This window comes from Arthrobacter sp. YN (assembly GCF_002224285.1).
Classification (GTDB): Bacteria; Actinomycetota; Actinomycetes; order Actinomycetales; family Micrococcaceae; genus Arthrobacter.
The window spans coordinates 3464721-3484932 of record NZ_CP022436.1; the positions used below are offsets into that span (position 1 = coordinate 3464721).

Below are 20212 nucleotides of genomic sequence, written 5' to 3' on the forward strand. Positions count from 1 at the left end.
ACTGTCGGACCCAGCCGGTAGCTTGAAGATATGAGCTCCTGGAACACCCTCTCCCGCGCCGCATTCGACCTCGAGACCACCGGGAAGAACTCGCGGTCGGCGCGGATAGTCACCGCTTCGATCACAGTTGTGGATGCCCACGGAGAGCTCATCGCCGAACACGAATGGCTGGCGGATCCGGGCGTTGAGATCCCCCTCGAGGCCAGTGAGGTACATGGCGTGACCACCGAGAGGGCCCGCGCGGAAGGCCGCCCGGCCGCGGAGGTCACACGTGAAGTTGCCGCGGTTCTCCAGGAACTTTTCGACGCCGGCACTCCAGTCATCGCTTTCAACGCCAGTTACGACTTCACGGTATTGGCGGCCGAGTCCGCCCGCTATGGCGTACCGCAGCTAAGCCGGTTCCCCGTGCTGGATCCCTACGTTATGAACAAGCAAGTGGACCGCTACCGCAAGGGTAAGCGCACCCTCACGGCCCTGTGTGAGGAGTACGGCGTAGACCTGGCAAACGCCCACACCTCGGCCGCGGATGCACTCGCCACTCTCCGTGTCCTGGACGCGATGGCCGGCAAGTTCCCCAAGCTGCAGATGCCGGCAACCACCCTCCATCAGCTGCAAGTAGACTGGGCGGCGTCGCAGGCCGCCGATTTCCAGCAGTACTTGCGCCGCAGCAAACCCACCGCGGTCATCGAGGGTGAGTGGCCGGTCCTGCCGCCCGAGGACGCCAGCCGGGGCGGTTTCTAAGCCGGGGAGACCCCGCCAGGTTTTCGCCCTGCGACGCATGTCACATGATTATCGGGAACCCGCGATTCAGCCTCAGTCGCTCCCGGATTCCACGAGCGTCGGCACCGCCGGAATAGTACGGCGGTCGAAGAGGTTGCTGCGGGAACTATATTCGGTGTAATCGAGTGTGAACCACCATTTCTTCGATTCACTATGCCCCGGTGGGCTGGTGACATAATTAAGTTTGGCGGGTTGAAGTCTGCTAAGGCAGCCAACCTTTCTTTCGGTTGCCACATTCCCCGCCCACCGTGAATCGTCTCCGTGACCCGATGAAAGTGATTTCTTTATGAAATTCAAAGCCCCTAAGTGGCTGTCTGTTGCCCCCGTGGCCGCAGCCTTGGTGATTTCCCTGGCAGCATGCGGCGGTGGAACTTCCGAGCCCAGCGGTTCGCCCACCGATGCACTGGCCGGCAGCGACCAGAAATCGCTCGACACGTTCACCACGTCCGAGGTGACGCCGCTGGACAAGATCGACAAGTCCAAGCTGGGCCTCATCACCGACGGCACCCTTCGCGTGGGCACCCTCTCCGACGCCCCGCCGAACATCTTCATCGACCCTTCGGGCAAGTTCACCGGCTACGACAATGAGCTCTTGCGCGCCATTGGCGACAAGCTGGGCCTCAAGGTTGAGTTCGCGTCCACTGACTTCTCTGCACTCCTGTCCCAGGTGGGCAACAAGCAGTTCGACGTCGGATCCTCCTCGATCTCCACCACGGACGCCCGCCGCAAGACGGTCGGTTTCACCAACGGCTATGATTTCGGCTACATGGCCATCGTGACCAAGAGCGACTCCAAGGTCACCGGCTTCGCCGACGTCAAGGAAGGCCTCCGCATCGGCGTTGTCCAGGGCACCGTCCAGGATGACTACATGACGAACACGCTCAAGATCGAGCCGGTCCGTTTCCCTGACTACAACACGGTCTACGGCAATGTGAAGAACGGCCAGATCGATGCGTGGGTTGCTCCTTCCCAGCAGGCAGAGGGCCAGGTCAAGGAAGGCGACAACACCAAGATCGCCGAGAAGGTTGTCAACACCCAGAACTTCACCGCCTACGCCGTGAACAAGGACAACCAGCCGCTGATCGACGCCTTGAACTCGGGCCTGGATGCTGTCATTGCTGACGGCACGTGGGCCAAGCTCACGGCCGAGTGGTACAAGGACCGTCCGACTGCTGCCGAGCAGACCCCCGAGGGCTGGAAGCCGGGCAGCAAGGCCGTCCAGCTCCCCGCCAAGTAACCAGGGCGTTCCATGGATATCCTCAATCAACTGGCCGAGACCTTCTTTGACTGGGAGGCAATGGGCGAAGTCCTCCCCAAGATGTTCGCCGTCGGCCTGCCCAATACCATTGTCCTGGCCGTCGTCTCGGGCATCATCGGGACCGCGCTGGGGATGCTGCTCGCCCTGATGGGGATTTCCCGGAACGCAGCAGCACGGTGGGTAGCCCGCATTTACACAGACATTCTCCGCGGGCTTCCTCCGGTGCTGACCATTCTGGTGATCGGGTTCGGTTTCGGCCCCATCATTCGTGAACTGACGGGGTCCACCAGCCCGTACCCCATGGCCATAGCGGCGTTGTCCTTGATGTCCGGCGCGTACATCGGCGAGATCTTCCGTTCCGGCATCCAGAGTGTGGACAAGGGACAACTCGAAGCGACCCGTGCCCTCGGGTTCAGCTACGGCTCGTCCATGCGCCTCGTGGTGGTGCCCCAGGGAATCCGCAGGGTTCTTCCTGCCTTGGTGAACCAGTTCATCGCGTTGATCAAAGAATCCTCGCTGGTGTTCATGCTGGGTCTTCTTGCCACAGAGCGCGAGATCTTCCAGATCGGCAAGGATGCCGCCGCCAACAGCGGCAATCTGTCCCCGTATGTCGCTGCAGCCATCTTCTACCTCGCGCTGACCATCCCGCTCACGCACTTCGTGAACTGGATTGATGCCCGTATGCGCTCCGGCCGACCGGAGAAGAAGGAACCGGACGAGGCCGCAGCAGTGGTAGGAAAGGGAGCCCAGGCATGAGTGAATTCGCTTCAGGAACGTTGACGGCGAAGAACATCCATTTGTCCTTCGGCAGCAACCACGTGTTGCGGGGCATTGACCTGCACGTCGAGAAGGGCACCACGGCCTCCGTGATCGGCCCTTCAGGCTCGGGCAAGTCAACGCTCCTGCGTGTGATGAACCGGCTCATCGAGCCGGATCAGGGGGACATCCTGCTGGATGGACGCTCTGTCCTCAAGGACAACCCGGACGAACTGCGCCGCCGCATTGGCATGGTCTTCCAGCAGTTCAACCTTTTCCCCCACAAGACGGTGGCGGAGAACATTTCGCTGGCCCTGCGCAAGCTCCGTGGCATGTCCAAGGAACAGGCCCGCGATGAAGCACTGGCCCAGTTGGACCTGGTGGGTTTGAAGCACAAGGCAGACGCGCGGCCAGCCAACCTCTCAGGTGGACAGCAGCAACGCGTAGCAATTGCCCGCGCTCTGGCCATGAAGCCCGAGGTCATGTTCTTCGATGAAGCCACCTCCGCATTGGACCCGGAACTCGTCAAGGGCGTCCTGGCCCTCATGACGGATCTGGCCCAAGACGGCATGACCATGGTGGTGGTGACCCACGAGATGGGCTTCTCACGCAACGTCTCCGACGTAGTGACCTTCATGGACGCCGGAGTGGTGGTGGAGTCCGGTCCCCCGGAACAACTGTTCACCAATCCGCAAACGGAACGCCTGCAGGGCTTCCTGTCGGATGTCCTTTAGTCAGGACAAGCGCCAGCCCAAAGAACCCCGCCTTCCTTGTGAAGGCGGGGTTCTTTACTGTGATCATTGCCCTGCTTTGACCCGCAGCACTGTCAGGGCGGCAGCATCCACCTTGGCGCGGAAGGAAGCATCTGTTGCGGCTTTCTTCACCACGGCCTGCTGCATGGCAGGAATGCTCGCAGGATCTGCGCACACCAGCATGGTCCCACCGGCCCCAAAGAAGTTCAGGGCGCGGTCCGCATCGGACCAGGCTTCCAATTGCGCGGCACTGCAGAGGTCGTCGGAGAGGACAATCCCTTTGAAGCCGGCGTCTGCACGCAGCATGGTGTCCATCACCGTAGGCGAGAAGGGTGCAATGTTCGCGGGGTCGATCTTGTCGTAGTAGGCATTCGATACCATGACCCACTGCGTACCTGATGTGATGGCAGCGTGGAACGGCTCCAGGGCGGGATCGTTCCGGGTGGTGGAAGTATCCCTGACATCGCTGGTGACATCTGTATTGGGCACTACCCTGCCCAGGCCCGGGAAGTGTTTCACTACAGGCGCGACGCCCGCGTCCTTCATGCCATCGGCAAAGGCATTGCCAAGGGTCGACACCGTGCCAGGTGCATAGCCGTACTCGCGCTGGAAGTGGCCGATCGGGGCATTGGACGGCGCAAACTCCGGGCTGGTGACTGTGTCCAGCACGGGCGCAAGATTGACGTTGACGCCGGCGCTTCGCAGCTCCTTGCCCCAGATTGCAGCATCGGCACGGAGCTTTGCCTGCCCTGCCCCTGCCTGGACCAATGCGGTGGGAATTGTTGAGAACCCCGGACCCGAAAGAACTTGGACATACCCGCCCTCCTGGTCGGTAGCCACGAAGAGGGGCACCCCGCCGGTGGTGGCAGTGGAAACCGTTCCCGTCAACGACGACACGACGCCAGCGGTGGCGGCACTGCCTGCCTTGCTGCGCCCGCTCAGGTAGACATTGCCCGTGTGATATTCCTTCAACGCCCGCATGGTTCCCGGCTCGGCGCCGGTGGCCTTGGCTGCCACCATGAACAGTTGGCCTACCCGTTGTTCAAGACTTAGCGCCGCCAACTGTTGTTCCGCAGCCGTAGGAGCGCTGGTGGCAGGTGCAGCGGAGGGCGACGGCACCGTGGATGGCTTCGTTGGCGCCGCTGATGCGGTGGCTGGCTGCGTAGTGCCTGGCGGCGAAGAGGCAGAAGCCGACGACGTGGCTTCCGTTGAGGGTGGGGCGGTGCTTCCGCTGCCGCTTGAGCAGCCGGACGCCATGGCGAGCAAAGCTCCAGCCGTCGCGATGCTTACACCGAAGGATGCAATTGTCTGGGTCTTGCGCATGGTAAACCGTTAGTTCGTTGGGGGTGGGTTTCCACCTACGAGCCTACCCCGTGCGGACACAGCAATGCCCCGGCCAAGTGCTTTCCGCACCAGCCGGGGCATCAGCAGGGTCAGGCCGTGGCGCCGGCAGCAGCCTGCGCAGCTGCGGGAAGAGCCTCGAATATACGGTTCATTGCTGCGTCGTCGTGGGCAGCAGACAGGAACCATGCCTCGAAGACGGACGGCGGCAGGTAAACGCCCGAGTCCAACATCGAGTGGAAGAACGGTGCGTAGCGGAAGCTCTCCTGAGCCTGCGCGTCGTCGTAATTGTGCACGCCGTGGGCCGAGGTACCAAAGGCAACCGAGAACAGGTTCCCTGCCCGCTGGATGGAGTGGTCAACGCCTGCAGCATCCAGAGCTGACGAAAGTGCCGCGGAGAGTTCCAGCGAGCGGGCATCAACGTAGGCGTAGACCTCCGGTGTTGCGTGGGTCAGTGTTGCTACACCGGCTGCCATGGCCACGGGGTTTCCGGACAGCGTGCCGGCCTGGTAGACCGGGCCGACGGGAGCAAGGTAGTCCATGACGTCGGCACGGCCGCCGAGTGCCGCCGTCGGCATTCCGCCGCCGATGACCTTGCCGAAGGTGAGCAGGTCAGGCGCCCAGCCTTCCTGGCGGCCTGTCAGGCCCCAGTAGCCGGAGTAGCCAGTGCGGAAACCGGTCAGGACTTCGTCCACGATCAGGAGGGCCCCGTGCTCCTTGGTGATGCGGGACAGGCCTGCGTTGAAACCCTCTCCCGGGGTGACAACGCCCATGTTGGCGGGAGCTGCTTCCGTGATCACAGCGGCAATGTTGTTACCGTGCGTGGCGAAGGCAGCCTCCACGGCGGCGAGATCGTTGTAGGGCAGGACCAAGGTTTCAGCCGCTGTTGCCTCAGTGACGCCGGCCGAGCCCGGAAGGGCCAGGGTGGCAACACCGGAACCTGCGGCTGCCAGCAAACCGTCCAAGTGGCCGTGGTAGCAACCAGCGAACTTGATGATCAGGTTGCGGCCGGTGAAGCCACGGGCCAGGCGAACGGCGGTCATGGTCGCCTCGGTGCCGGTGGACACCATGCGCAGGCGCTCGACGGCGGACACGCGGTCCTTGACGATGTCGGCCAGGTTGGCCTCATCCGGAGTGGAAGCACCAAAGGACAAGCCGCGGTCCACGGCGGCGTGCACGGCGTCGAGTACGGCAGGGTGGGCATGGCCCAGCAGCGCAGGCCCCCAGGAGCAGACGAGGTCCACGTACTCCTTGCCGTCGGCGTCCGTGAGGTAGGCGCCCTTGGCCGAAACCATGAACTTCGGGTTGCCACCGACGGATCCAAAGGCACGGACCGGGGAGTTCACGCCACCAGGCATGAGGGACCGTGCGCGGTCGAAGAGCTGATCGGACACAGGGGTGTTGGAAGTCATGGTTCCTATTCTTTCAGTGATTCAGAAGCGGCCGGTCTGCGATCCAGGAGCGGCCGGTTTGCGTCGGGTGCGCCTATTCGGCAGCAAGCAGCCGGGCAACCCGCGGGGCCACCTCGGTGCCGTAGAGCTCGATGCAGCGCATCATGGATTGGTGGGGCAGGGTCCCGTTGCTGTACTTCAGGTCGAAGCGGTCCACACCCAAGGTGCGTTTGAGCAGCACGATCTTCTGCGCGACGGTTTCCGGCGAACCCACATAGAGGGCGCCTTCGGGGCCGCACATGGCCTCGAATTCACCGCGGTTTCCCGGACCCCAGCCGCGCTCAGCGCCGATCCTGTTGCGCTGGTCGAGCCAGTGCGGGAAGAGTTCCTCCCGGGCGGCCTCGTCCGTATCGGCGATGAAACCCGGGGAGTGCGTTGCGATCTGGCGCATCGGGTGCCCGTACTTCGTCATCGCATCGCGGTACAGGTTCACCAACGGGGCAAAGCGGCGGGGTTCTCCCCCGATGATGGCGAAAATGATCGGGTAGCCGTATTCCGCGCAGCGCAGCACGGACTCGGGTGTTCCGCCAACGCCAATCCAGGCAGGCAGCAAATGGTGCTGCAATTTCGGGTACACCTGCAGTCCGTTGACATTGGGGCGGGTACGGCCCTCCCAGTGGACCGGCTTCTGGGCACGAACCTTGTCGAAGAGCTCCAGTTTCTCCTCGAAAAGGACTTCGTAATCAGCCAGGTCGAGGCCGAAGAGCGGGAAGGATTCAACGAACGATCCCCTGCCCAGCATCACTTCAGCCCTGCCGTTGGACAGCGCATCCACAGTGGAGAAGCGCTGGAAAACACGAATGGGATCATCCGAGCTCAGCACCGTAACGGCCGAGCCCAGGCGTATCCGGGAGGTCACTGCGGCGGCAGCGGCAAGGAAGACCTCGGGGGCGGAGACTGCGAAGTCCCGGCGGTGGTGCTCTCCCACCCCGAAGGCATGGATTCCGACGGCGTCGGCCAGCTTCGCTTCCTCGAGCAGCTCGCGGAGGACGCGGGCATGTTCCTTGGGATTCCCGTCGGCGTCGACGCCGGCATCGCCAAAAGTGTTCAGGCCCAAGAGGATCTGATCGGCTGCTACCGGCGCCACGGGGTCGGAGGGAACGGATGTCATCAGGACTCCTTCAGCCAGCCTGCCAGTTCGGAGGCCCAGTAGGTCAGCACGGTATCGGCTCCGGCACGCTTGATTCCCAGGACGGATTCGGTGATGGCACCGCGCCTGTCGATCCAGCCGTTGGCCGCAGCAGCTTCGATCATGGCGTACTCGCCGGAGATTTGGTAGGCCGAGACCGGTACCGGGCTCATGGCTGCGACGTCGGCCAGGATATCCAGGTAGCTCATGGCCGGCTTGACCATCACCATGTCGGCACCTTCTTCAAGGTCCAGTTCCACTTCCAGGATGGCTTCCCGGCGGTTGGCTGCGTCCATCTGGTAGGTCCGGCGATCACCCTTGAGCTGGGAATCGACCGCTTCACGGAACGGGCCGTAGAACGCTGACGCATATTTGGCTGCGTAAGCGAGGACAGCGGTGTTCTGGTGGCCGGATTCCTCCAACGCCTGGCGGATGACGGCGATCTGGCCATCCATCATGCCCGAGGGTCCCAGTACGTGGGCGCCCGCGTCGGCCTGTGCCACGGCCATCCGTCCGTAGATCTCCAGGGTGGCGTCGTTGTCTACATAGCCATCGGCGTCGAGGACCCCGCAGTGGCCGTGATCCGTGAACTCGTCCAGGCAAACGTCGCCCATGATGACCAGGTCATCGCCCACCTCAATCTTGACGTCGCGGATGGCCTTGTTCAGGACGCCGTCCGGATCAAGGGAAGCCGTGCCCTGCGCATCGCGCACGGCGGGGACGCCGAACAGCATGATCCCGCCCACTCCAAGCTCCACGGCTTCAGCTGCAGCGCGCTTCAGGGAATCAGTGGTGTGCTGGACCACACCCGGCATGGAGCTGATGGGGCTCGGTTCAGTGAGCCCTTCCCGGATAAACGCCGGAAGGATCAGGTCCGCAGGTGCCAGCCGGTTCTCTGCGGTGAGCCTGCGCATGGCAGGAGTGGTGCGCAGACGGCGGGGACGATGGTTTGGAAAGCTCATTGCGGGTTCCCTTCGTTGGCGAAAACAGATTCCAAGGCGGCCACGATGCCGTCCGGGGTTGGTTCTTTGGCTGTGGCAGCCACGGTGAGGCCAAGGCGAGTGGCCTCCGCCGCCGTCGGACGTCCTATGGCGATCAGTCTGCAGTTGCCCAGGGGCAGCAGTGTCTCGGCAATGCGGCGCACGGCGCTGGGCGAGGCAGCCACCACGGCGTCCACAGTGCCTGCGTCGAGGGCAGCCCGTGCCTCTTCCGGGCTGAGCATTGGCGGCAAGCTGTCCTCGGAAACCTCGACGGCGGCGGGCAGTTCCGCCGTCAGGCGGAGTCCCGCCCCGGCCGGGTAGTCGACGGTGTGGTAGGCAACCACGGAGGTCACGTCAGCACCTTTTGACGTCAGGCCTTCCCTCAGGCCGGGTGCCGCAATATCGGCCTGGGGCAGGAGCACCCGGACAGGTGCGGGCTCCCACAGTTCCACCAGGCCGTCAGCAGACTGAAGCTCCGTCGGTGCCAGGTGAACGGAGAGGCCAATGGATTCCAGGACCCGCAACGAGGACGGGCCGATGGTGGCCACACGGGTAACTGCCGGAACCAAGCCTGCCGGGGTGGTTCCCCGCTCTGCAGCCTTCTCAAGAAGGACACGGGCACTGGTGATGCTGCTGATCACCAGCCAATCGAATTCACCGGCGGCCAGGCGGTCGAGGACATCGTCCAGGATCGCCTGGTCTCTTGCCCGTTCAAAATCGATCAGGGGCAGCACCAAGGGTGCGGCGCCGCGGCCGGTCAGCAACGACGCCAGCGGCTTGGCACGGTCGGCGCTCCTGGTGATCAGGACACGCCGACCGGTCAGCCCTTGTGGATCATGCAGTTCAGGACGCGGCAAGGTCCGCGATCTCCGCGGCGCCGGCAGCGAGCAACAACTCAGCCACCTCGATGCCGAGCAACGTGGCGCCAACTTCCGTGAGCCCATCGGTGGCTTTTTTCTCACGGACAGTCTTGGTGCCATCCACGGCGCAGACCACTGCTTCCAGGTGCAGCATGCTGCCCTTTCGGAAGGCGTAGGCGCCCACCGGAGCGGCGCAGCCGGCCTCAAGCCTGGCCAGCACGGCACGCTCGGCTGTCACCGCCAGCCGGGTGTCGTCGTCGTTCAATGCCGCCAGAGCCTGGGCCAGCACGCCGTCTGAACCCGCGGTGGACCCTGGCTGGCGCGGAGCGTCCTCAGTTCGGCATTCGATGGCCAACGCACCTTGCCCGGGTGCGGGCAACATGACGTTGGTTTCGAAGAACTCACTGACGGTGTCCAGCCGGTCCATTCGTTCCAATCCAGCGGCGGCCAACACCACGGCGTCAAGGTCGCAGGACTTACCCGGCACAACCTCATCCGTGATGTTGCCCGGCAGGCCGGGAACCCGGCCGAGGCGGGTATCCACGTTGCCCCTGATGTCCAAAACCTCAATATCCGGCCGGGCTGCACGGAGCTGGGCAGCGCGGCGTGGTGAACCCGTGCCGACCTTGGCCCCGCCCGGCAGCTCAGAGAGTGTCATACCGTCCCGTGCGCAGAGAACATCACGGACATCCACCCGCTTGGGTGTTGCAGCGATGCTCAGGCCAAGGGCTGCGCCGGTGGGCAGGTCCTTGAGGGAGTGCACAGCGACATCGCAGGTGTCAGCCAGCAACGCGTCACGCAAGGCGGCGACGAACACGCCTGTTCCGCCCATCTGGGAGAGGGAGCCGGTTTTGACGTCGCCCTCGGTCTTGATGTGAACCAGCTCTACCGGGAAGCCGCCAACCGCGGACAACTTGTCCGCCGTCTGCTGCGTCTGCGTCAGCGCCAGCTTGCTGGCCCTGGTGCCGATGCGGACGGTCACTTGGCAGCCTCCGCAGCCGGGTAGGCGTCGTGGCCGATGCCCACCGTGGTGCCAACTTCTGAAATGACGGGCTTCGCCCCACGGAAGTTCTCGCAGCAGTTGGGGCGGCAGACGTCATACCACGGTCCAAGGTCCGTGACGTGGGGGCGCTCGGCGATGTTGTTCTCCACCGTGCGTTCGCAGATCAGGTCCACCAGGCCGGACACGAAAGCCGCGTGCGTACCCGGAGTGGGAACACGGGTTGCTTCGATACCCAGGTTCTTGCAGGTTTCCAGGGCCTCGGTGTCAAGGTCCCAGGCTACTTCCATGTGATCGCTCACGAAGCCGAGGGGAACAATGACGACACCGCGGACGCCTTCAGGGGCGATTTCCTCAAGGTGGTCATTGATGTCCGGCTCAAGCCACGGGATATGCGGTGCGCCGGAACGGGACTGGTACACCAAGTCCCAGGCGACGTTGGGCGCCACAACATCCATAATGGCCTTGGCATTGGCCAAGTGCTGGGCAGCATAAGCCGAGCCTTCGGCGAATTCGCGGGGCTCGTCCTCTGACCTGCCAGCGGCCTCGGCATCCCGCGTAGGGATGGAGTGCGTTGCGAACAGGACGCGGATCTTCGCATCGGGATCAGCCTCACCGGCAGCGGCGAGCTTGCCGCGGATCTCCTCCAAGCCCGCAGACGTACCCTCCAGGAAAGGCTGGACGACGCCGGGGTGGTCGAAATACTGGCGGATCTTGTCCACCTGGAGCTTGCCATCCAACCCTGTTTCCGTCAGTGCAACGCCGATGTCTTCGCGGTACTGGCGGCAGCTGGAGTAACAGGAGTAGATGCTGGTGGTGAGCATCAGGAGCCGGCGGTGTCCGGCGTCGTAGGCGTCCTGGAGTACCGGGGCGATGTAGGGATCCCAGTTGCGGTTGCCCCAAAGGACCGGCAGTTCGATACCGCGGCGGGCCAGCTCGGCCTCGATGGCAGCCTTCAGTTCCCGGTTCTGCTGGTTGATGGGGCTGATGCCCCCGAAGGCGCGGTAGTGGTGCGAGACCTCTTCGAGCCGCTCATCGGGGATGCCGCGGCCACGGGTGACGTTCCGCAAGAACGGAATGACGTCATCCTGGCCTTCGGGACCTCCGAAGGACGCCAGCAGCACGGCGTCGTAACGCGCTGCTTCCTGGCGGCCACGCTCGGTGACGGCGTTAAGTGCAGTGGAGACAGCGGGGCTGGTCATGCGAGAACCTCGGCAATCTCGGCAGCCGTGACGCGACGGCCGGTGTAGAAGGGGATTTCTTCGCGAACGTGGTGGCGTGCTTCGGTGGCGCGCAGGTGGCGCATCAGGTCCACCAGGTCCACCAATTCAGGTGCTTCGAGGCCAAGGATCCATTCCCAGTCACCCAGCGCGAAGGAGGAAACGGTATTGGAGATGACCTGCGGGAATTCGCGTCCCAGCAGGCCGTGGTCGCGGAGCATCTTGCCGCGCTCGTCGGTCGGAAGCAGGTACCACTCGTAGGAGCGGACAAACGGATAGACACAGAGCCAGGTGCTCGGCTCGACGCCGCGGGCGTATGCCGGCACATGGCTCTTGGAGAACTCGGCTTCGCGGTGAACGCCCATGGCGGACCAAACGATGTCGGTGCCGGCGAAAAGCTTGCTGCGGCGGATGGAGCGGACGGCAGCCTGCAGGTCCTCCGGCTTGGGCCCGTGGAGCCACACCATGATGTCCGCGTCCGAGCGCATCGCCGAGACGTCATAGCTGCCGCGGAGAATCACTCCACCCTCAGCGAGCTTCTCCGCAAGGGCTTCGAATTCCTGGGCAGCATCGCCGCTGCGCAGGACGTCGGCCGAGCGCTTGAAGACCGTCCACAGCGTGTAGAACTGTTCTTCGGTTTCAGCAGTTTTAGTGACAGATTCGGCAGAAGTGTGGCTCATGGTTCAAGTTTGCCCCGTGCCAGCTCCTAAGTCGAAACGGATCAGTTCTACAACGCGTAGAAGTGATGCAAATCACAGATTTGGGGCATCCTCGGCTACGGCTGCGTCGAGCTGTGCCCGGGTGTCGGCGACCACCGCAGCCAGGCCATTCCCCGCCAACCAGCCTCCAACCACCGTCAAGCCGGCGGCCGCGGCGCACACAGCGCGTACGTGCCCGACGCGCTGTTTATGACCGACGGCGGCGAACGGCAAGGCTCCGGCCCACCGCACCACGTCCCAATCAACGATGTCCGCCCGTGAGACCGGCACTGTCAACAATGCGGAGGCATCCGCCAGCGCCGCGGACAGGAGAGAATCATCATCCAAGACGATATCCGCTCCCCCTGCAGCTTCTTCACGCCGGCCATAGGACAGGCGCAAGACGTGCGTCCCCGGCCCGGCTTCGCCCGCCAACCAGTCCCATTTGGCCGTTGCGTGGGTCAACGCCTTGGCCTTGATTCCCGGAGTTTGTGGTGCCACCAAAATTCCGGTCCCGCGTGGCCTGCTGTCGAGTTCGGGAAGATCCACCACCATGGTCACCAGGCTCACCAGCGGGCCGGGGGCCGGACGCAAGCCTGACAGTTCCGGCAAGGACTGCTCAAGAAGCCCGACGGCGGCCGGGCCGTCGAGCGCAACCACCAACCGGCCGGCGTCGTACGTGGAACCGCCGGCGGTGACCCGCCATCCGCCCGGGGTCTTCGCCACTGCGTCGGCGCGCTTTCCGGTCATCAGCCCGACGCCACGTCCGCGCAGGTCTGCCACGAGCGCAGTCACCAGCGAATGCATGCCGCCTTTCAAGCCGGCGACGGCGGATCCGGCCTTGGCCGGACCGGAAGCGGAGCCGGTGGCGGCCCTGCGCTGGGCCGCCACGGCGGCAGCCAGTGAACCATGCTGACGGATACCCGCCCGAAGGCCGGGCGCAACCATATCGACATCGAGAAGATCGGGGTCGGCCGAATGGACACCGCCCACCACTGGGGAAACCAGCCGGTCAAGGACCCTCTTGCCCATACGGCTCCGGACCAGCGCGGAAACACTGGTGACCTCCGAGGACGTACCAAAGGACGCGGGAAGCCAGGTGTCCAACGAGGCACGGATTGCTCCGGCGAGTCCCAAGGAACGGCGGACTTCCGGATCCCAGGGATTGGCGGGGATGCCCAGGATTCCCGTTTTGGGTAGTTCCTGCGGCCCGTCAGGTAATTGCACCCAGGCACCTCCGGGGTGCGGGGCAACAATCTTGTCCGCCAGACCAAGCTCACGGGCGAGGTCGGCAACAGCCGGCGACCGGGTGGCAAAGGATTCCGCTCCGCTGTCAAGCTGCAGCCCGGCAACAACATGGCTTCCCACGCAGCCGCCCCAGGCGTCGCCCGCTTCCAGGATGGTGACGGCAAAGCCGGCCATGGCAAGTTCACGGGCAGCGATCAGGCCTGAGACGCCACCGCCCACCACAACGGCGGATGGCCCGCCTGCCGGTGTCTTGGGCGATGGGTGTCCCCCGCGCATCGGCACTACTCCGCAGGGACGGAGTGGATAAGTTCCACGACGCGGGTCAGGACGGTGGGATCCGTTTCCGGAGGTACTCCGTGGCCCAGGTTCAGCACATGGCCCGGCGCGTGGGCTCCGGCCGCAATGACCTCACGGACGTGGGCTTCAAGGACCTCCCAGGGAGCGGAGAGAAGGGCGGGGTCGATGTTTCCCTGCAGCGGGACGGTGCCACCCAAGCGGCGGTTGGCCTCATCCAACGGGAGTCGGTAGTCCACGCCCACCACGTCCACCCCGACATCGCGCATGGCGACCAGGAGCTCGGACGTACCCGTGCCGAAGTGAATCAACGGAGCACCCAGGCCACGAACATGGTCCAGCGCCCGGGCCGAAGCCGGCGCTACGTACTTGGTGTAGTCAGCCAGGCCCAGGGAGCCTGCCCACGAGTCGAAGAGCTGGGCAGCAGAAGCACCCGCTTCGAGCTGGGCTTGGAGGAACATTCCTGAGGTGTCGGCGGCCCAGTTGGCCAGTGCCGCCCAGGTTTCAGGATCGGCGTGCATCATGGTCCGGGGTCCAAGGTGGTCCCTGGACGGCTTGCCTTCAACCATGTAGGCCGCCAAGGTGAAGGGGGCGCCGGCGAACCCGATGAGCGGGGTTTTCCCGAGTTCAGCAACAGTCAGGCGGACGGCTTCGCGGATGGGTTCCAGCGCCTCCCACGTCAGCGTGGGCAGGGCTGCCACATCAGCGGCAGTGCGGACAGGTTTGTCCAGAACCGGTCCAACGCCGGGGACGATGTCCACGCCCACACCGGCCAGCTTCAGCGGGATGACGATGTCGGAGAAGAAGATGGCCGCGTCAACGTCATGGCGACGAACCGGCTGGAGGGTGATTTCCGCCGCAAGTTCCGGACGCAGGCAGGAGTCCAGCATCGCGACACCTTCGCGTACCTTCAGGTACTCGGGCAGGGAGCGGCCTGCTTGACGCATGAACCAGACGGGCCTGCGGGACGGCGTGCCGCCGCGGTAGGCGGTAATCAACGGCGAGTCCGATGTTCGGCCGTCCTTCAGCGGGTGGTTGGCGTCGAGGGTTCCCGCCGGGGCGTTGGAGGCCGTACTCTTGGATGCTGCCGAGCTAGAAGTCATGCCTTCGATTGTGCCGAAAATCCGGGGCAAAAGATAACGACAAGCTGTCACGTTGAGCGCTTCCCGGGCCTTTGTGGCGGCGATCACTCCCCTGCGTGGGGATCGCCACGGTGCCATATCGTTCTACCGGGCTACGAAAAAGCTATGATTGGGGTGCTGTGGTTCTTTTCTCATTGGTGGCTACACACGCCGACATCGACCTCGAAACTGTCGCTCAGTTGAGCAACGGTTCCTCTGAGCTTGCCTCGGCAGCCCTGACGGACGCCCCCGTGGTGTCCGGCGCCGTGGTCCTTGCAACCTGCAACCGCTATGAGGTTTACGGGGAAACGGCCCATGCTGCAGACCTCGAGGCCGCACGATCCGCCTTGGTCTCCCAGATCAGCGAACTGAGCGGACTCAACGAGCAACTGGTTTCCCGTTCCTTCGCAACGCACACTGGCCCGGAGGTCACCCGGCACCTCTTTGCCGTGAGCGCCGGACTCGACTCCGCGGTGGTTGGTGAGCGTGAGATCGCCGGCCAGGTCCGCCGGGCTCTGATCACCGCCCAGCAGGAAGGCACAGCGAGTTCCGGGCTGGTCCGCTTGTTCCAGGCAGCTTCCAAGACGGCCAAGGACGTTGGCGCGCAAACCGCCCTCGGCTCGCGCGGGCTCTCCATTGTTTCCGTCGCCCTGGACCTCGCAACCGACCTCGCCGAGAACGACGATTGGTCCACCAAGAAAGTTGTGGTGTTCGGCACCGGCGCCTACGCAGGCGCCACCATGTCATTGCTTCGCGAACGGGGCTGCACCGAAGTTTCCGTCTACTCGTCGTCCGGCCGCGCCCAAGGTTTCGTCGCCACCCGCGGTGGAACAGCGCTCGACGCCGACACCCTCCCCGCCGCTGTTGCCGCAGCTGACGTCATGATCGGCTGCAGCGGATCGGATAACCGCGTGGAGGCCGCAGACCTCGCCCGTGTCCGTGCACAATCGGGCAAGCCGTTGATCGCCATCGACCTCGCCCTCACCCATGATTTCGACCCCGCCGTGGGCGAACTCGACGGCGTTGAACTCCTGACGCTTGAGTCCGTCCGGCTCGCTGCTCCCCAGGAACAAGCAGAGTCGCTGTCCCAAGCAAGTGCAATCGTCACCGGCGCTGCCGCGTCCTTCGAATCCGAGCGCGAAGCCCGCTCCGTGGACACGGCCATCGTGGCGCTTCGCCGCCACACCATGAACGTCCTGGACGCCGAGATGGAAAAGGTCCGCGCCCGTCACGGTTGCACGGCTGCCGCCGAAGAGGTGGAGTTCGCACTCCGCCGCATGGTCAAGCAGCTCCTCCACATCCCCACAGTCCGTGCACGTGAACTTGCCGCCAACGGACAGCAGGACGACTACGTCGCAGCCCTCGAGGCACTCTACGGAATCCAGGTGGAACAGCCCCAGGCTGCAGTCCCGGCCGCCGAATGCCCCGTGGACCATCAGCAGCTCCGCTCAGAGAGCGCCTGAGCAGACAGGGCCACACCTTCCAGCCCCAGGGTGACGGGAAACGAGCTAGTAAACGGGCTTCGCCGGCTCGACGTCGCGCACCCAGGCGAGAATACCACCGTCGAGATGGCTGACCCGCGTATAACCCGCCTTCCGCGCAGCCTCCAACACAGCAGCCGAGCGCGTACCGGCCTTGCAGTGGAAAACAATGTCCTTGTCCTGGGGCAACTCCACCCACGCCTCGCCGGAGAGAATGCGGCCCTGCGGAATGAGGACCGAGCCGTCAATGCTGACAATGCTGTGCTCGCCCGATTCCCGGACATCCACCAAGTCGAAGTCCCGCTCCCCCGCCTCACGCTCTGCGAGCATCGAGGCAAGGTCCTTGGCGGACACAGTGTGTTCCTGGTCGGTCGCTGCCGGTGGCGTTACACCGCAGAAAGCTTCGTAGTCCGTCAGCTCCGTGATGGGTTCGGCTTCCGGGTCCTTGGATACCCTGATCTCGCGCCAGCTGCCGCCCAGTGCGTCAAAGAGCGCTACCCGGCCCAGGAGTGAACGCCCGACGCCGGTGATCAGCTTCACGGCTTCGGTCACCATGAGCGAACCAACCGCTGCGCACAACATGCCGAAGACTCCGCCCTCGCCGCAGGAAGGCACCGAACCGGCGGGTGGAGCTTCAGGATAAAGGTCCCGGTACGTGGGGCCGTGCTCGGCCCAAAACACGCTGACCTGGCCGTCGAAGCGGAAGATGGAACCCCAGACGTAGGGCTTGCCGAGGATGGCGGCGGCGTCGTTGACCAGGTAACGCGTGGCGAAGTTGTCCGCGCCATCGAGGATGAGGTCGTACTGCGCAAACAACTCCAGGGCGTTGGATGGGTCCAGCCGGATGTCATGCAGGACGACGTTGACCAGCGGATTGAGTTCGTTGATGGCGTTGCGGGCGGACTCGATCTTGGGGATGCCCACGTCCTTCACGCCGTGGATGACCTGGCGCTGCAGGTTGCTGAGGTCCACCACGTCATCGTCAACGATTCCGAGTGTGCCAACGCCGGCCGCCGCCAAGTACAACAGTGCCGGAGAACCAAGTCCGCCGGCGCCTATGACGAGCACCTTGGCATTCTTAAGCCTGCGTTGGCCCAAGGCGCCGATTTCGGGAATGATGAGATGCCGGGAGTATCGCTCCACCTCGGCCGGCGTGAGTTCGGCGGCCGGTTCAACAAGGGGCGGCAGGACAGCGGGCGCAGCAGGGCGGGCAGCAACAATTGAGGCCATACCCCAATGTATGCCTGCCGATGCCGCCCGGTCATATTACCCACCGGTAGAGTGGTCATAACTGCAAAGGAAAGGCGGCAGACTGTGGCTGACGGCACAAGGGCACACGATGGGGCACCGGCCAAGCAGGAACGGGCTGTTTCAACGCGTTCACCAAGGTTGCCGCGCGACGAGCGCCGGGCGCAGTTGCTGAATGCGGCGTTGGAAGTCTTTGTCTCCAACGGTTTCCATGGTGCGGCCATGGACGAAATCGCCGAGGCTGCCCACGTGAGCAAACCGGTGCTGTACCAGCACTTTCCGTCCAAGCGCGAGCTCTATATGGCCCTTTTGGACAGCCACCTGGCAACGCTGACTGAGCTGATGCTCAGCGCCTTGAACTCCACCTCGGACAACAAGGAACGCGTGAAAGCCGTGATGCGGGCCTACTACCGGTTCATCGCCGATGACGACCAAGCCCACCGGCTGGTCTTCGAATCGGACCTCATCAACGATCCCGATGTGAGCTCCCGCCTGGAGACCTTCAACAAAACGTTCGCGGATGCGGTGGCCCATGTCATTGCCGAGGACACCAAGTTGCCTCCCCTGGAGGCGCAGCTCCTGGGCCGCGGTCTGGCCGGAATGGCGCAGGTGAGCGCACGCTACTGGCTTGAAACGGACGGAAACCTTGACCTCGATGTGGCCAGTGATCTGATCTATCGTTTAGCTTGGCGCGGAATCAGTCGATTCCCCAAAGAGTCCTAGGCTACAAATAGAGGACTGACTTAATACTTGATTGGCTTGGAGGCCTTGCTGTGGAAGTAAAGATCGGCATTCAGAACGTTGGCCGTGAAATTGTGCTCGAATCCGCTTTGGATGCAGACGCCGTGGCCAAGATCGTGGCAGAGGCCGTGTCCAAGGGCTCGGAATTGCGCCTGACCGACGAGAAGGGCCGCCAGATCATTGTTCCCGGCAGTGTCCTGGGCTACGTCGAGATCGGCGCCGAGGAAGTCCGCCGCGTCGGTTTCGGCGCACTCTAGGCCCTCCCCTCACGCAGTCCGCTAAGGAGTCTTCATGCTTTCACTCGTCGTGGTGGTTCTGGCCACCATAGCCACCGGCTTCATCGTGTGGGCCAACGACAAGAGGCACGGCAAATACGGCATCGCCTTGCCTGCCGGTGTTTCGGTGGCTGTGGGCACCCTGAGCTGGATTGCGTTCATCAGTGCCGGCCTGGGCTACCAGCCCGGGGCAACCTGGATTCCTTGGGTCCTGCCTATCGTCCTGGGAACTGCCGCCGCCGCAGGGGTAGTGGTATTCCTGGGCCGGACCCGGACCCAGCACGATACTGCGGCGCTCACCAAGGCGCTGAGGCTCTAGCAGCACCAAGAACAAACGACAGTGACCGCCGCCTTCGGGCGACGGTCACTGTCGTTTAACGCCTTGTCACGCGGTTGAGGTCAGGCGGCTCAGGCCTCCGGATACCGCTCCGGCTGGGCAGTTGCACCCAGCCCGGCCGCGGCTTCGCTCACGGAGGCCGCAGCGGCGATGTCGCGGGGGGTGACGTTCCCGCCGGCATCGTGGGACACGTACCGCAGGTGGACCCTGTTGTAGCGCCATTCCAGATCGGGATGGTGGTTTTGCTGTTCGGCGATCTGTCCGATCGCCGCAATAAGCGCCAGGGCTTCGGCCGCCGTCGGGGTTTTATAGACGGTGACCAGGCCGTCCTTGTACTTCCAGTCGGGGAGCTCCCGGAGGGCATCGTCGACATCCGCCTGGGTCAGGTGGTCACGGTTCCCTGCCACTGCTGCTCCTTCTCGCGAAGACACGGCGGACACCTAGAGGAACTCTGCCCGGCCCTCCATGGCTGACGACGCCAAAGCGTGCTCACGTCGAGGAATTCGTCCTGCCTGCTTGGCCAGCCTACCGGCGATCACGGCGTGTTTGAAGGCCTCACCCATCTGCACCGGGTTCTGCGCCCGGGTGACAGCAGTGGCCAATAGTACGGCGTCGCAGCCCAGCTCCATGGCGAGCGCGGCATCGGAGGCGGTTCCTATTCCTGCATCCAGCACCACGGGGACTGAGGCCCGGGACACAATGAGTTCAATGTTGTGCGGGTTCAGGATGCCCAGACCGGTTCCGATCGGCGAGCCCAGGGGCATCACAGCGGTGGCACCCAGGTTTTCGAGGCGCAGGGCCAGGACGGGATCATCGTTGGTGTAGGCGAAGACCTTGAATCCACGGTTGACCAGCTTCTCCGTTGCCTCGACGAGTTCCACGGCGTCTGGAAGGAGTGTGTGTTCGTCGGCGATGACTTCCAGCTTTACCCAGTCGGTTTCCAGTGCCTCCCGCGCCAGTTCTGCCGTCATCACAGCGTCTTTGGCAGTAAAGCAACCGGCGGTGTTGGGCAACACGCGGATGCCGTGGTCCACCAGGAGTTGGAAGAGTGATCCTGTTTCAGCCGGTGAGTAGCGCCTCATGGCTACTGTGGTGAGCTCAGTCCCGGACGCCAGGAGCGCAGCGCCCAGGCCGTCCAGGCTCGGGGCACCTCCCGTGCCCATGATCAGTCGGGAGCCGAAGTGGACGCCGTCGATCACCAGGGCGTCAGTAATGACCTCTGTGTTTGCTGTCGTCATGATG

General features: G+C 64.0%; 22 protein-coding genes. 9 read left to right on the plus strand and 13 right to left on the minus strand.

Features of this window, described 5'->3' with window-relative positions; translation table 11 throughout:
* Nucleotides 1–30 precede the first annotated feature (30 nt).
* The 4 genes from CGK93_RS15825 (at nucleotide 31) to CGK93_RS15840 (ending at nucleotide 3528) form a co-directional block, all read left to right on the plus strand.
* Nucleotides 31–741, plus strand: coding sequence for a 3'-5' exonuclease (locus CGK93_RS15825; protein ID WP_089595650.1), 711 nt, complete (start codon nucleotides 31–33; stop codon nucleotides 739–741).
* A gap of 325 nt (nucleotides 742–1066) precedes the next feature.
* Nucleotides 1067–2017 (plus strand): ABC transporter substrate-binding protein, encoded by a 951-nt coding sequence (locus CGK93_RS15830; RefSeq protein WP_089595651.1) that lies wholly within the window; start codon nucleotides 1067–1069, stop codon nucleotides 2015–2017.
* Between the two features lie 12 nt (nucleotides 2018–2029).
* Entirely contained in the window at nucleotides 2030–2794 is a 765-nt protein-coding gene (locus CGK93_RS15835; protein ID WP_089595652.1) for an amino acid ABC transporter permease, read from the plus strand.
* Nucleotides 2791–3528 (plus strand): amino acid ABC transporter ATP-binding protein, encoded by a 738-nt coding sequence (locus CGK93_RS15840; protein ID WP_089595653.1) that lies wholly within the window; start codon nucleotides 2791–2793, stop codon nucleotides 3526–3528. Before CGK93_RS15835 ends, CGK93_RS15840 begins: the two co-directional genes overlap by 4 nt.
* Nucleotides 3529–3591: 63 nt before the next feature.
* Here the strand turns inward: CGK93_RS15840 and CGK93_RS15845 are convergent, their stop codons facing one another.
* A complete protein-coding gene (locus tag CGK93_RS15845) occupies nucleotides 3592–4665 on the minus strand; it encodes a glycoside hydrolase family 3 N-terminal domain-containing protein (protein ID WP_232481354.1) in 1074 nt (357 codons plus the stop codon).
* Between CGK93_RS15845 and CGK93_RS24180 the strand changes: the two genes are divergently transcribed.
* A complete protein-coding gene (locus CGK93_RS24180) occupies nucleotides 4637–4882 on the plus strand; it encodes a hypothetical protein (protein ID WP_232481355.1) in 246 nt (81 codons plus the stop codon). The two genes, CGK93_RS15845 and CGK93_RS24180, sit on opposite strands and share 29 nt — an antisense overlap.
* 97 nt (nucleotides 4883–4979) lie before the next feature.
* Here CGK93_RS24180 and hemL read toward each other — a convergent pair whose 3' ends face one another.
* From hemL to hemE, 9 genes are all read right to left on the minus strand, one after another.
* On the minus strand, nucleotides 4980–6299 hold the full coding sequence (gene hemL, locus CGK93_RS15850; RefSeq protein ID WP_089595655.1) for a glutamate-1-semialdehyde 2,1-aminomutase: 1320 nt from the start codon (nucleotides 6297–6299) through the stop codon (nucleotides 4980–4982).
* Between the two features lie 73 nt (nucleotides 6300–6372).
* Nucleotides 6373–7449: an LLM class flavin-dependent oxidoreductase gene (locus CGK93_RS15855; RefSeq protein WP_089595656.1), complete on the minus strand. Its 1077-nt coding sequence runs from the start codon at nucleotides 7447–7449 to the stop codon at nucleotides 6373–6375.
* Nucleotides 7449–8429 (minus strand): porphobilinogen synthase, encoded by a 981-nt coding sequence (gene hemB, locus CGK93_RS15860; RefSeq protein WP_089595657.1) that lies wholly within the window; start codon nucleotides 8427–8429, stop codon nucleotides 7449–7451. The genes CGK93_RS15855 and hemB overlap by 1 nt, the downstream gene beginning before the upstream one ends.
* Entirely contained in the window at nucleotides 8426–9304 is an 879-nt protein-coding gene (locus CGK93_RS15865) for a uroporphyrinogen-III synthase (RefSeq protein WP_232481356.1), read from the minus strand. The genes hemB and CGK93_RS15865 overlap by 4 nt, the downstream gene beginning before the upstream one ends.
* Nucleotides 9291–10289 (minus strand): hydroxymethylbilane synthase, encoded by a 999-nt coding sequence (gene hemC / locus CGK93_RS15870; protein ID WP_089595659.1) that lies wholly within the window; start codon nucleotides 10287–10289, stop codon nucleotides 9291–9293. Before hemC ends, CGK93_RS15865 begins: the two co-directional genes overlap by 14 nt.
* Nucleotides 10286–11509 carry a ferrochelatase gene (locus CGK93_RS15875; protein ID WP_089595660.1) on the minus strand — a complete coding sequence of 408 codons (1224 nt, stop codon included), beginning with the start codon at nucleotides 11507–11509 and terminating at the stop codon, nucleotides 10286–10288. The genes hemC and CGK93_RS15875 overlap by 4 nt, the downstream gene beginning before the upstream one ends.
* Nucleotides 11506–12207, minus strand: a complete 702-nt coding sequence (hemQ, locus tag CGK93_RS15880; RefSeq protein WP_089595661.1) for a hydrogen peroxide-dependent heme synthase — start codon at nucleotides 12205–12207, stop codon at nucleotides 11506–11508. The genes CGK93_RS15875 and hemQ overlap by 4 nt, the downstream gene beginning before the upstream one ends.
* A gap of 72 nt (nucleotides 12208–12279) precedes the next feature.
* Nucleotides 12280–13749, minus strand: coding sequence for a protoporphyrinogen oxidase (gene hemG / locus CGK93_RS15885; RefSeq protein WP_089595662.1), 1470 nt, complete (start codon nucleotides 13747–13749; stop codon nucleotides 12280–12282).
* Between the two features lie 5 nt (nucleotides 13750–13754).
* The gene (hemE, locus tag CGK93_RS15890; RefSeq protein ID WP_089597515.1) at nucleotides 13755–14870 is read right to left on the minus strand and encodes a uroporphyrinogen decarboxylase; all 1116 of its coding nucleotides are present in this window, start codon (nucleotides 14868–14870) and stop codon (nucleotides 13755–13757) included.
* A gap of 158 nt (nucleotides 14871–15028) precedes the next feature.
* Here hemE and CGK93_RS15895 point away from each other — a divergent pair, with 158 nt between their 5' ends.
* The gene (locus CGK93_RS15895) at nucleotides 15029–16351 is read left to right on the plus strand and encodes a glutamyl-tRNA reductase (protein ID WP_089595663.1); all 1323 of its coding nucleotides are present in this window, start codon (nucleotides 15029–15031) and stop codon (nucleotides 16349–16351) included.
* Nucleotides 16352–16396: 45 nt separating this feature from the next.
* Here the strand turns inward: CGK93_RS15895 and moeB are convergent, their stop codons facing one another.
* Complete coding sequence (gene moeB, locus CGK93_RS15900) at nucleotides 16397–17599, minus strand: molybdopterin-synthase adenylyltransferase MoeB (protein ID WP_089595664.1); 1203 nt, start codon at nucleotides 17597–17599, stop codon at nucleotides 16397–16399.
* Nucleotides 17600–17605: 6 nt separating this feature from the next.
* Between moeB and CGK93_RS15905 the strand changes: the two genes are divergently transcribed.
* From CGK93_RS15905 to CGK93_RS15915, 3 genes are read left to right on the plus strand one after another with little or no spacing between them, the layout of a single operon-like run.
* Complete coding sequence (locus CGK93_RS15905; RefSeq protein ID WP_089595665.1) at nucleotides 17606–18340, plus strand: TetR/AcrR family transcriptional regulator; 735 nt, start codon at nucleotides 17606–17608, stop codon at nucleotides 18338–18340.
* 50 nt (nucleotides 18341–18390) lie between these two features.
* Nucleotides 18391–18615: a DUF3107 domain-containing protein gene (locus CGK93_RS15910; protein WP_026539987.1), complete on the plus strand. Its 225-nt coding sequence runs from the start codon at nucleotides 18391–18393 to the stop codon at nucleotides 18613–18615.
* 34 nt (nucleotides 18616–18649) lie between these two features.
* Entirely contained in the window at nucleotides 18650–18952 is a 303-nt protein-coding gene (locus tag CGK93_RS15915; RefSeq protein WP_089595666.1) for a hypothetical protein, read from the plus strand.
* Between the two features lie 89 nt (nucleotides 18953–19041).
* Here CGK93_RS15915 and CGK93_RS15920 read toward each other — a convergent pair whose 3' ends face one another.
* Together CGK93_RS15920 and CGK93_RS15925 are read right to left on the minus strand one after the other, a co-directional pair.
* Entirely contained in the window at nucleotides 19042–19377 is a 336-nt protein-coding gene (locus tag CGK93_RS15920; RefSeq protein ID WP_089595667.1) for a 4a-hydroxytetrahydrobiopterin dehydratase, read from the minus strand.
* Between the two features lie 33 nt (nucleotides 19378–19410).
* Nucleotides 19411–20208, minus strand: coding sequence for a thiazole synthase (locus CGK93_RS15925; RefSeq protein ID WP_089595668.1), 798 nt, complete (start codon nucleotides 20206–20208; stop codon nucleotides 19411–19413).
* Between the last annotated feature and the right edge of the window lie 4 nt (nucleotides 20209–20212).

What these genes read in the sequence shown, in the direction of transcription:
- CGK93_RS15830 (WP_089595651.1), top strand. Translation starts at nt 1,067, where the DNA reads ATGAAATTCAAAGCCCCTAAGTGGCTGTCTGTTGCCCCCGTGGCCGCA.
- hemE (WP_089597515.1), bottom strand. Translation starts at nt 14,870, where the DNA reads ATGACTTCTAGCTCGGCAGCATCCAAGAGTACGGCCTCCAACGCCCCG.
- CGK93_RS15840 (WP_089595653.1), top strand. Translation starts at nt 2,791, where the DNA reads ATGAGTGAATTCGCTTCAGGAACGTTGACGGCGAAGAACATCCATTTG.
- CGK93_RS15925 (WP_089595668.1), bottom strand. Translation starts at nt 20,208, where the DNA reads ATGACGACAGCAAACACAGAGGTCATTACTGACGCCCTGGTGATCGAC.
- CGK93_RS15915 (WP_089595666.1), top strand. Translation starts at nt 18,650, where the DNA reads ATGCTTTCACTCGTCGTGGTGGTTCTGGCCACCATAGCCACCGGCTTC.
- hemQ (WP_089595661.1), bottom strand. Translation starts at nt 12,207, where the DNA reads ATGAGCCACACTTCTGCCGAATCTGTCACTAAAACTGCTGAAACCGAA.
- CGK93_RS15835 (WP_089595652.1), top strand. Translation starts at nt 2,030, where the DNA reads ATGGATATCCTCAATCAACTGGCCGAGACCTTCTTTGACTGGGAGGCA.
- CGK93_RS15855 (WP_089595656.1), bottom strand. Translation starts at nt 7,449, where the DNA reads ATGACATCCGTTCCCTCCGACCCCGTGGCGCCGGTAGCAGCCGATCAG.
- moeB (WP_089595664.1), bottom strand. Translation starts at nt 17,599, where the DNA reads ATGGCCTCAATTGTTGCTGCCCGCCCTGCTGCGCCCGCTGTCCTGCCG.
- hemB (WP_089595657.1), bottom strand. Translation starts at nt 8,429, where the DNA reads ATGAGCTTTCCAAACCATCGTCCCCGCCGTCTGCGCACCACTCCTGCC.
- CGK93_RS15905 (WP_089595665.1), top strand. Translation starts at nt 17,606, where the DNA reads ATGTATGCCTGCCGATGCCGCCCGGTCATATTACCCACCGGTAGAGTG.
- hemG (WP_089595662.1), bottom strand. Translation starts at nt 13,749, where the DNA reads ATGCGCGGGGGACACCCATCGCCCAAGACACCGGCAGGCGGGCCATCC.
- hemL (WP_089595655.1), bottom strand. Translation starts at nt 6,299, where the DNA reads ATGACTTCCAACACCCCTGTGTCCGATCAGCTCTTCGACCGCGCACGG.
- CGK93_RS15825 (WP_089595650.1), top strand. Translation starts at nt 31, where the DNA reads ATGAGCTCCTGGAACACCCTCTCCCGCGCCGCATTCGACCTCGAGACC.
- CGK93_RS15875 (WP_089595660.1), bottom strand. Translation starts at nt 11,509, where the DNA reads ATGACCAGCCCCGCTGTCTCCACTGCACTTAACGCCGTCACCGAGCGT.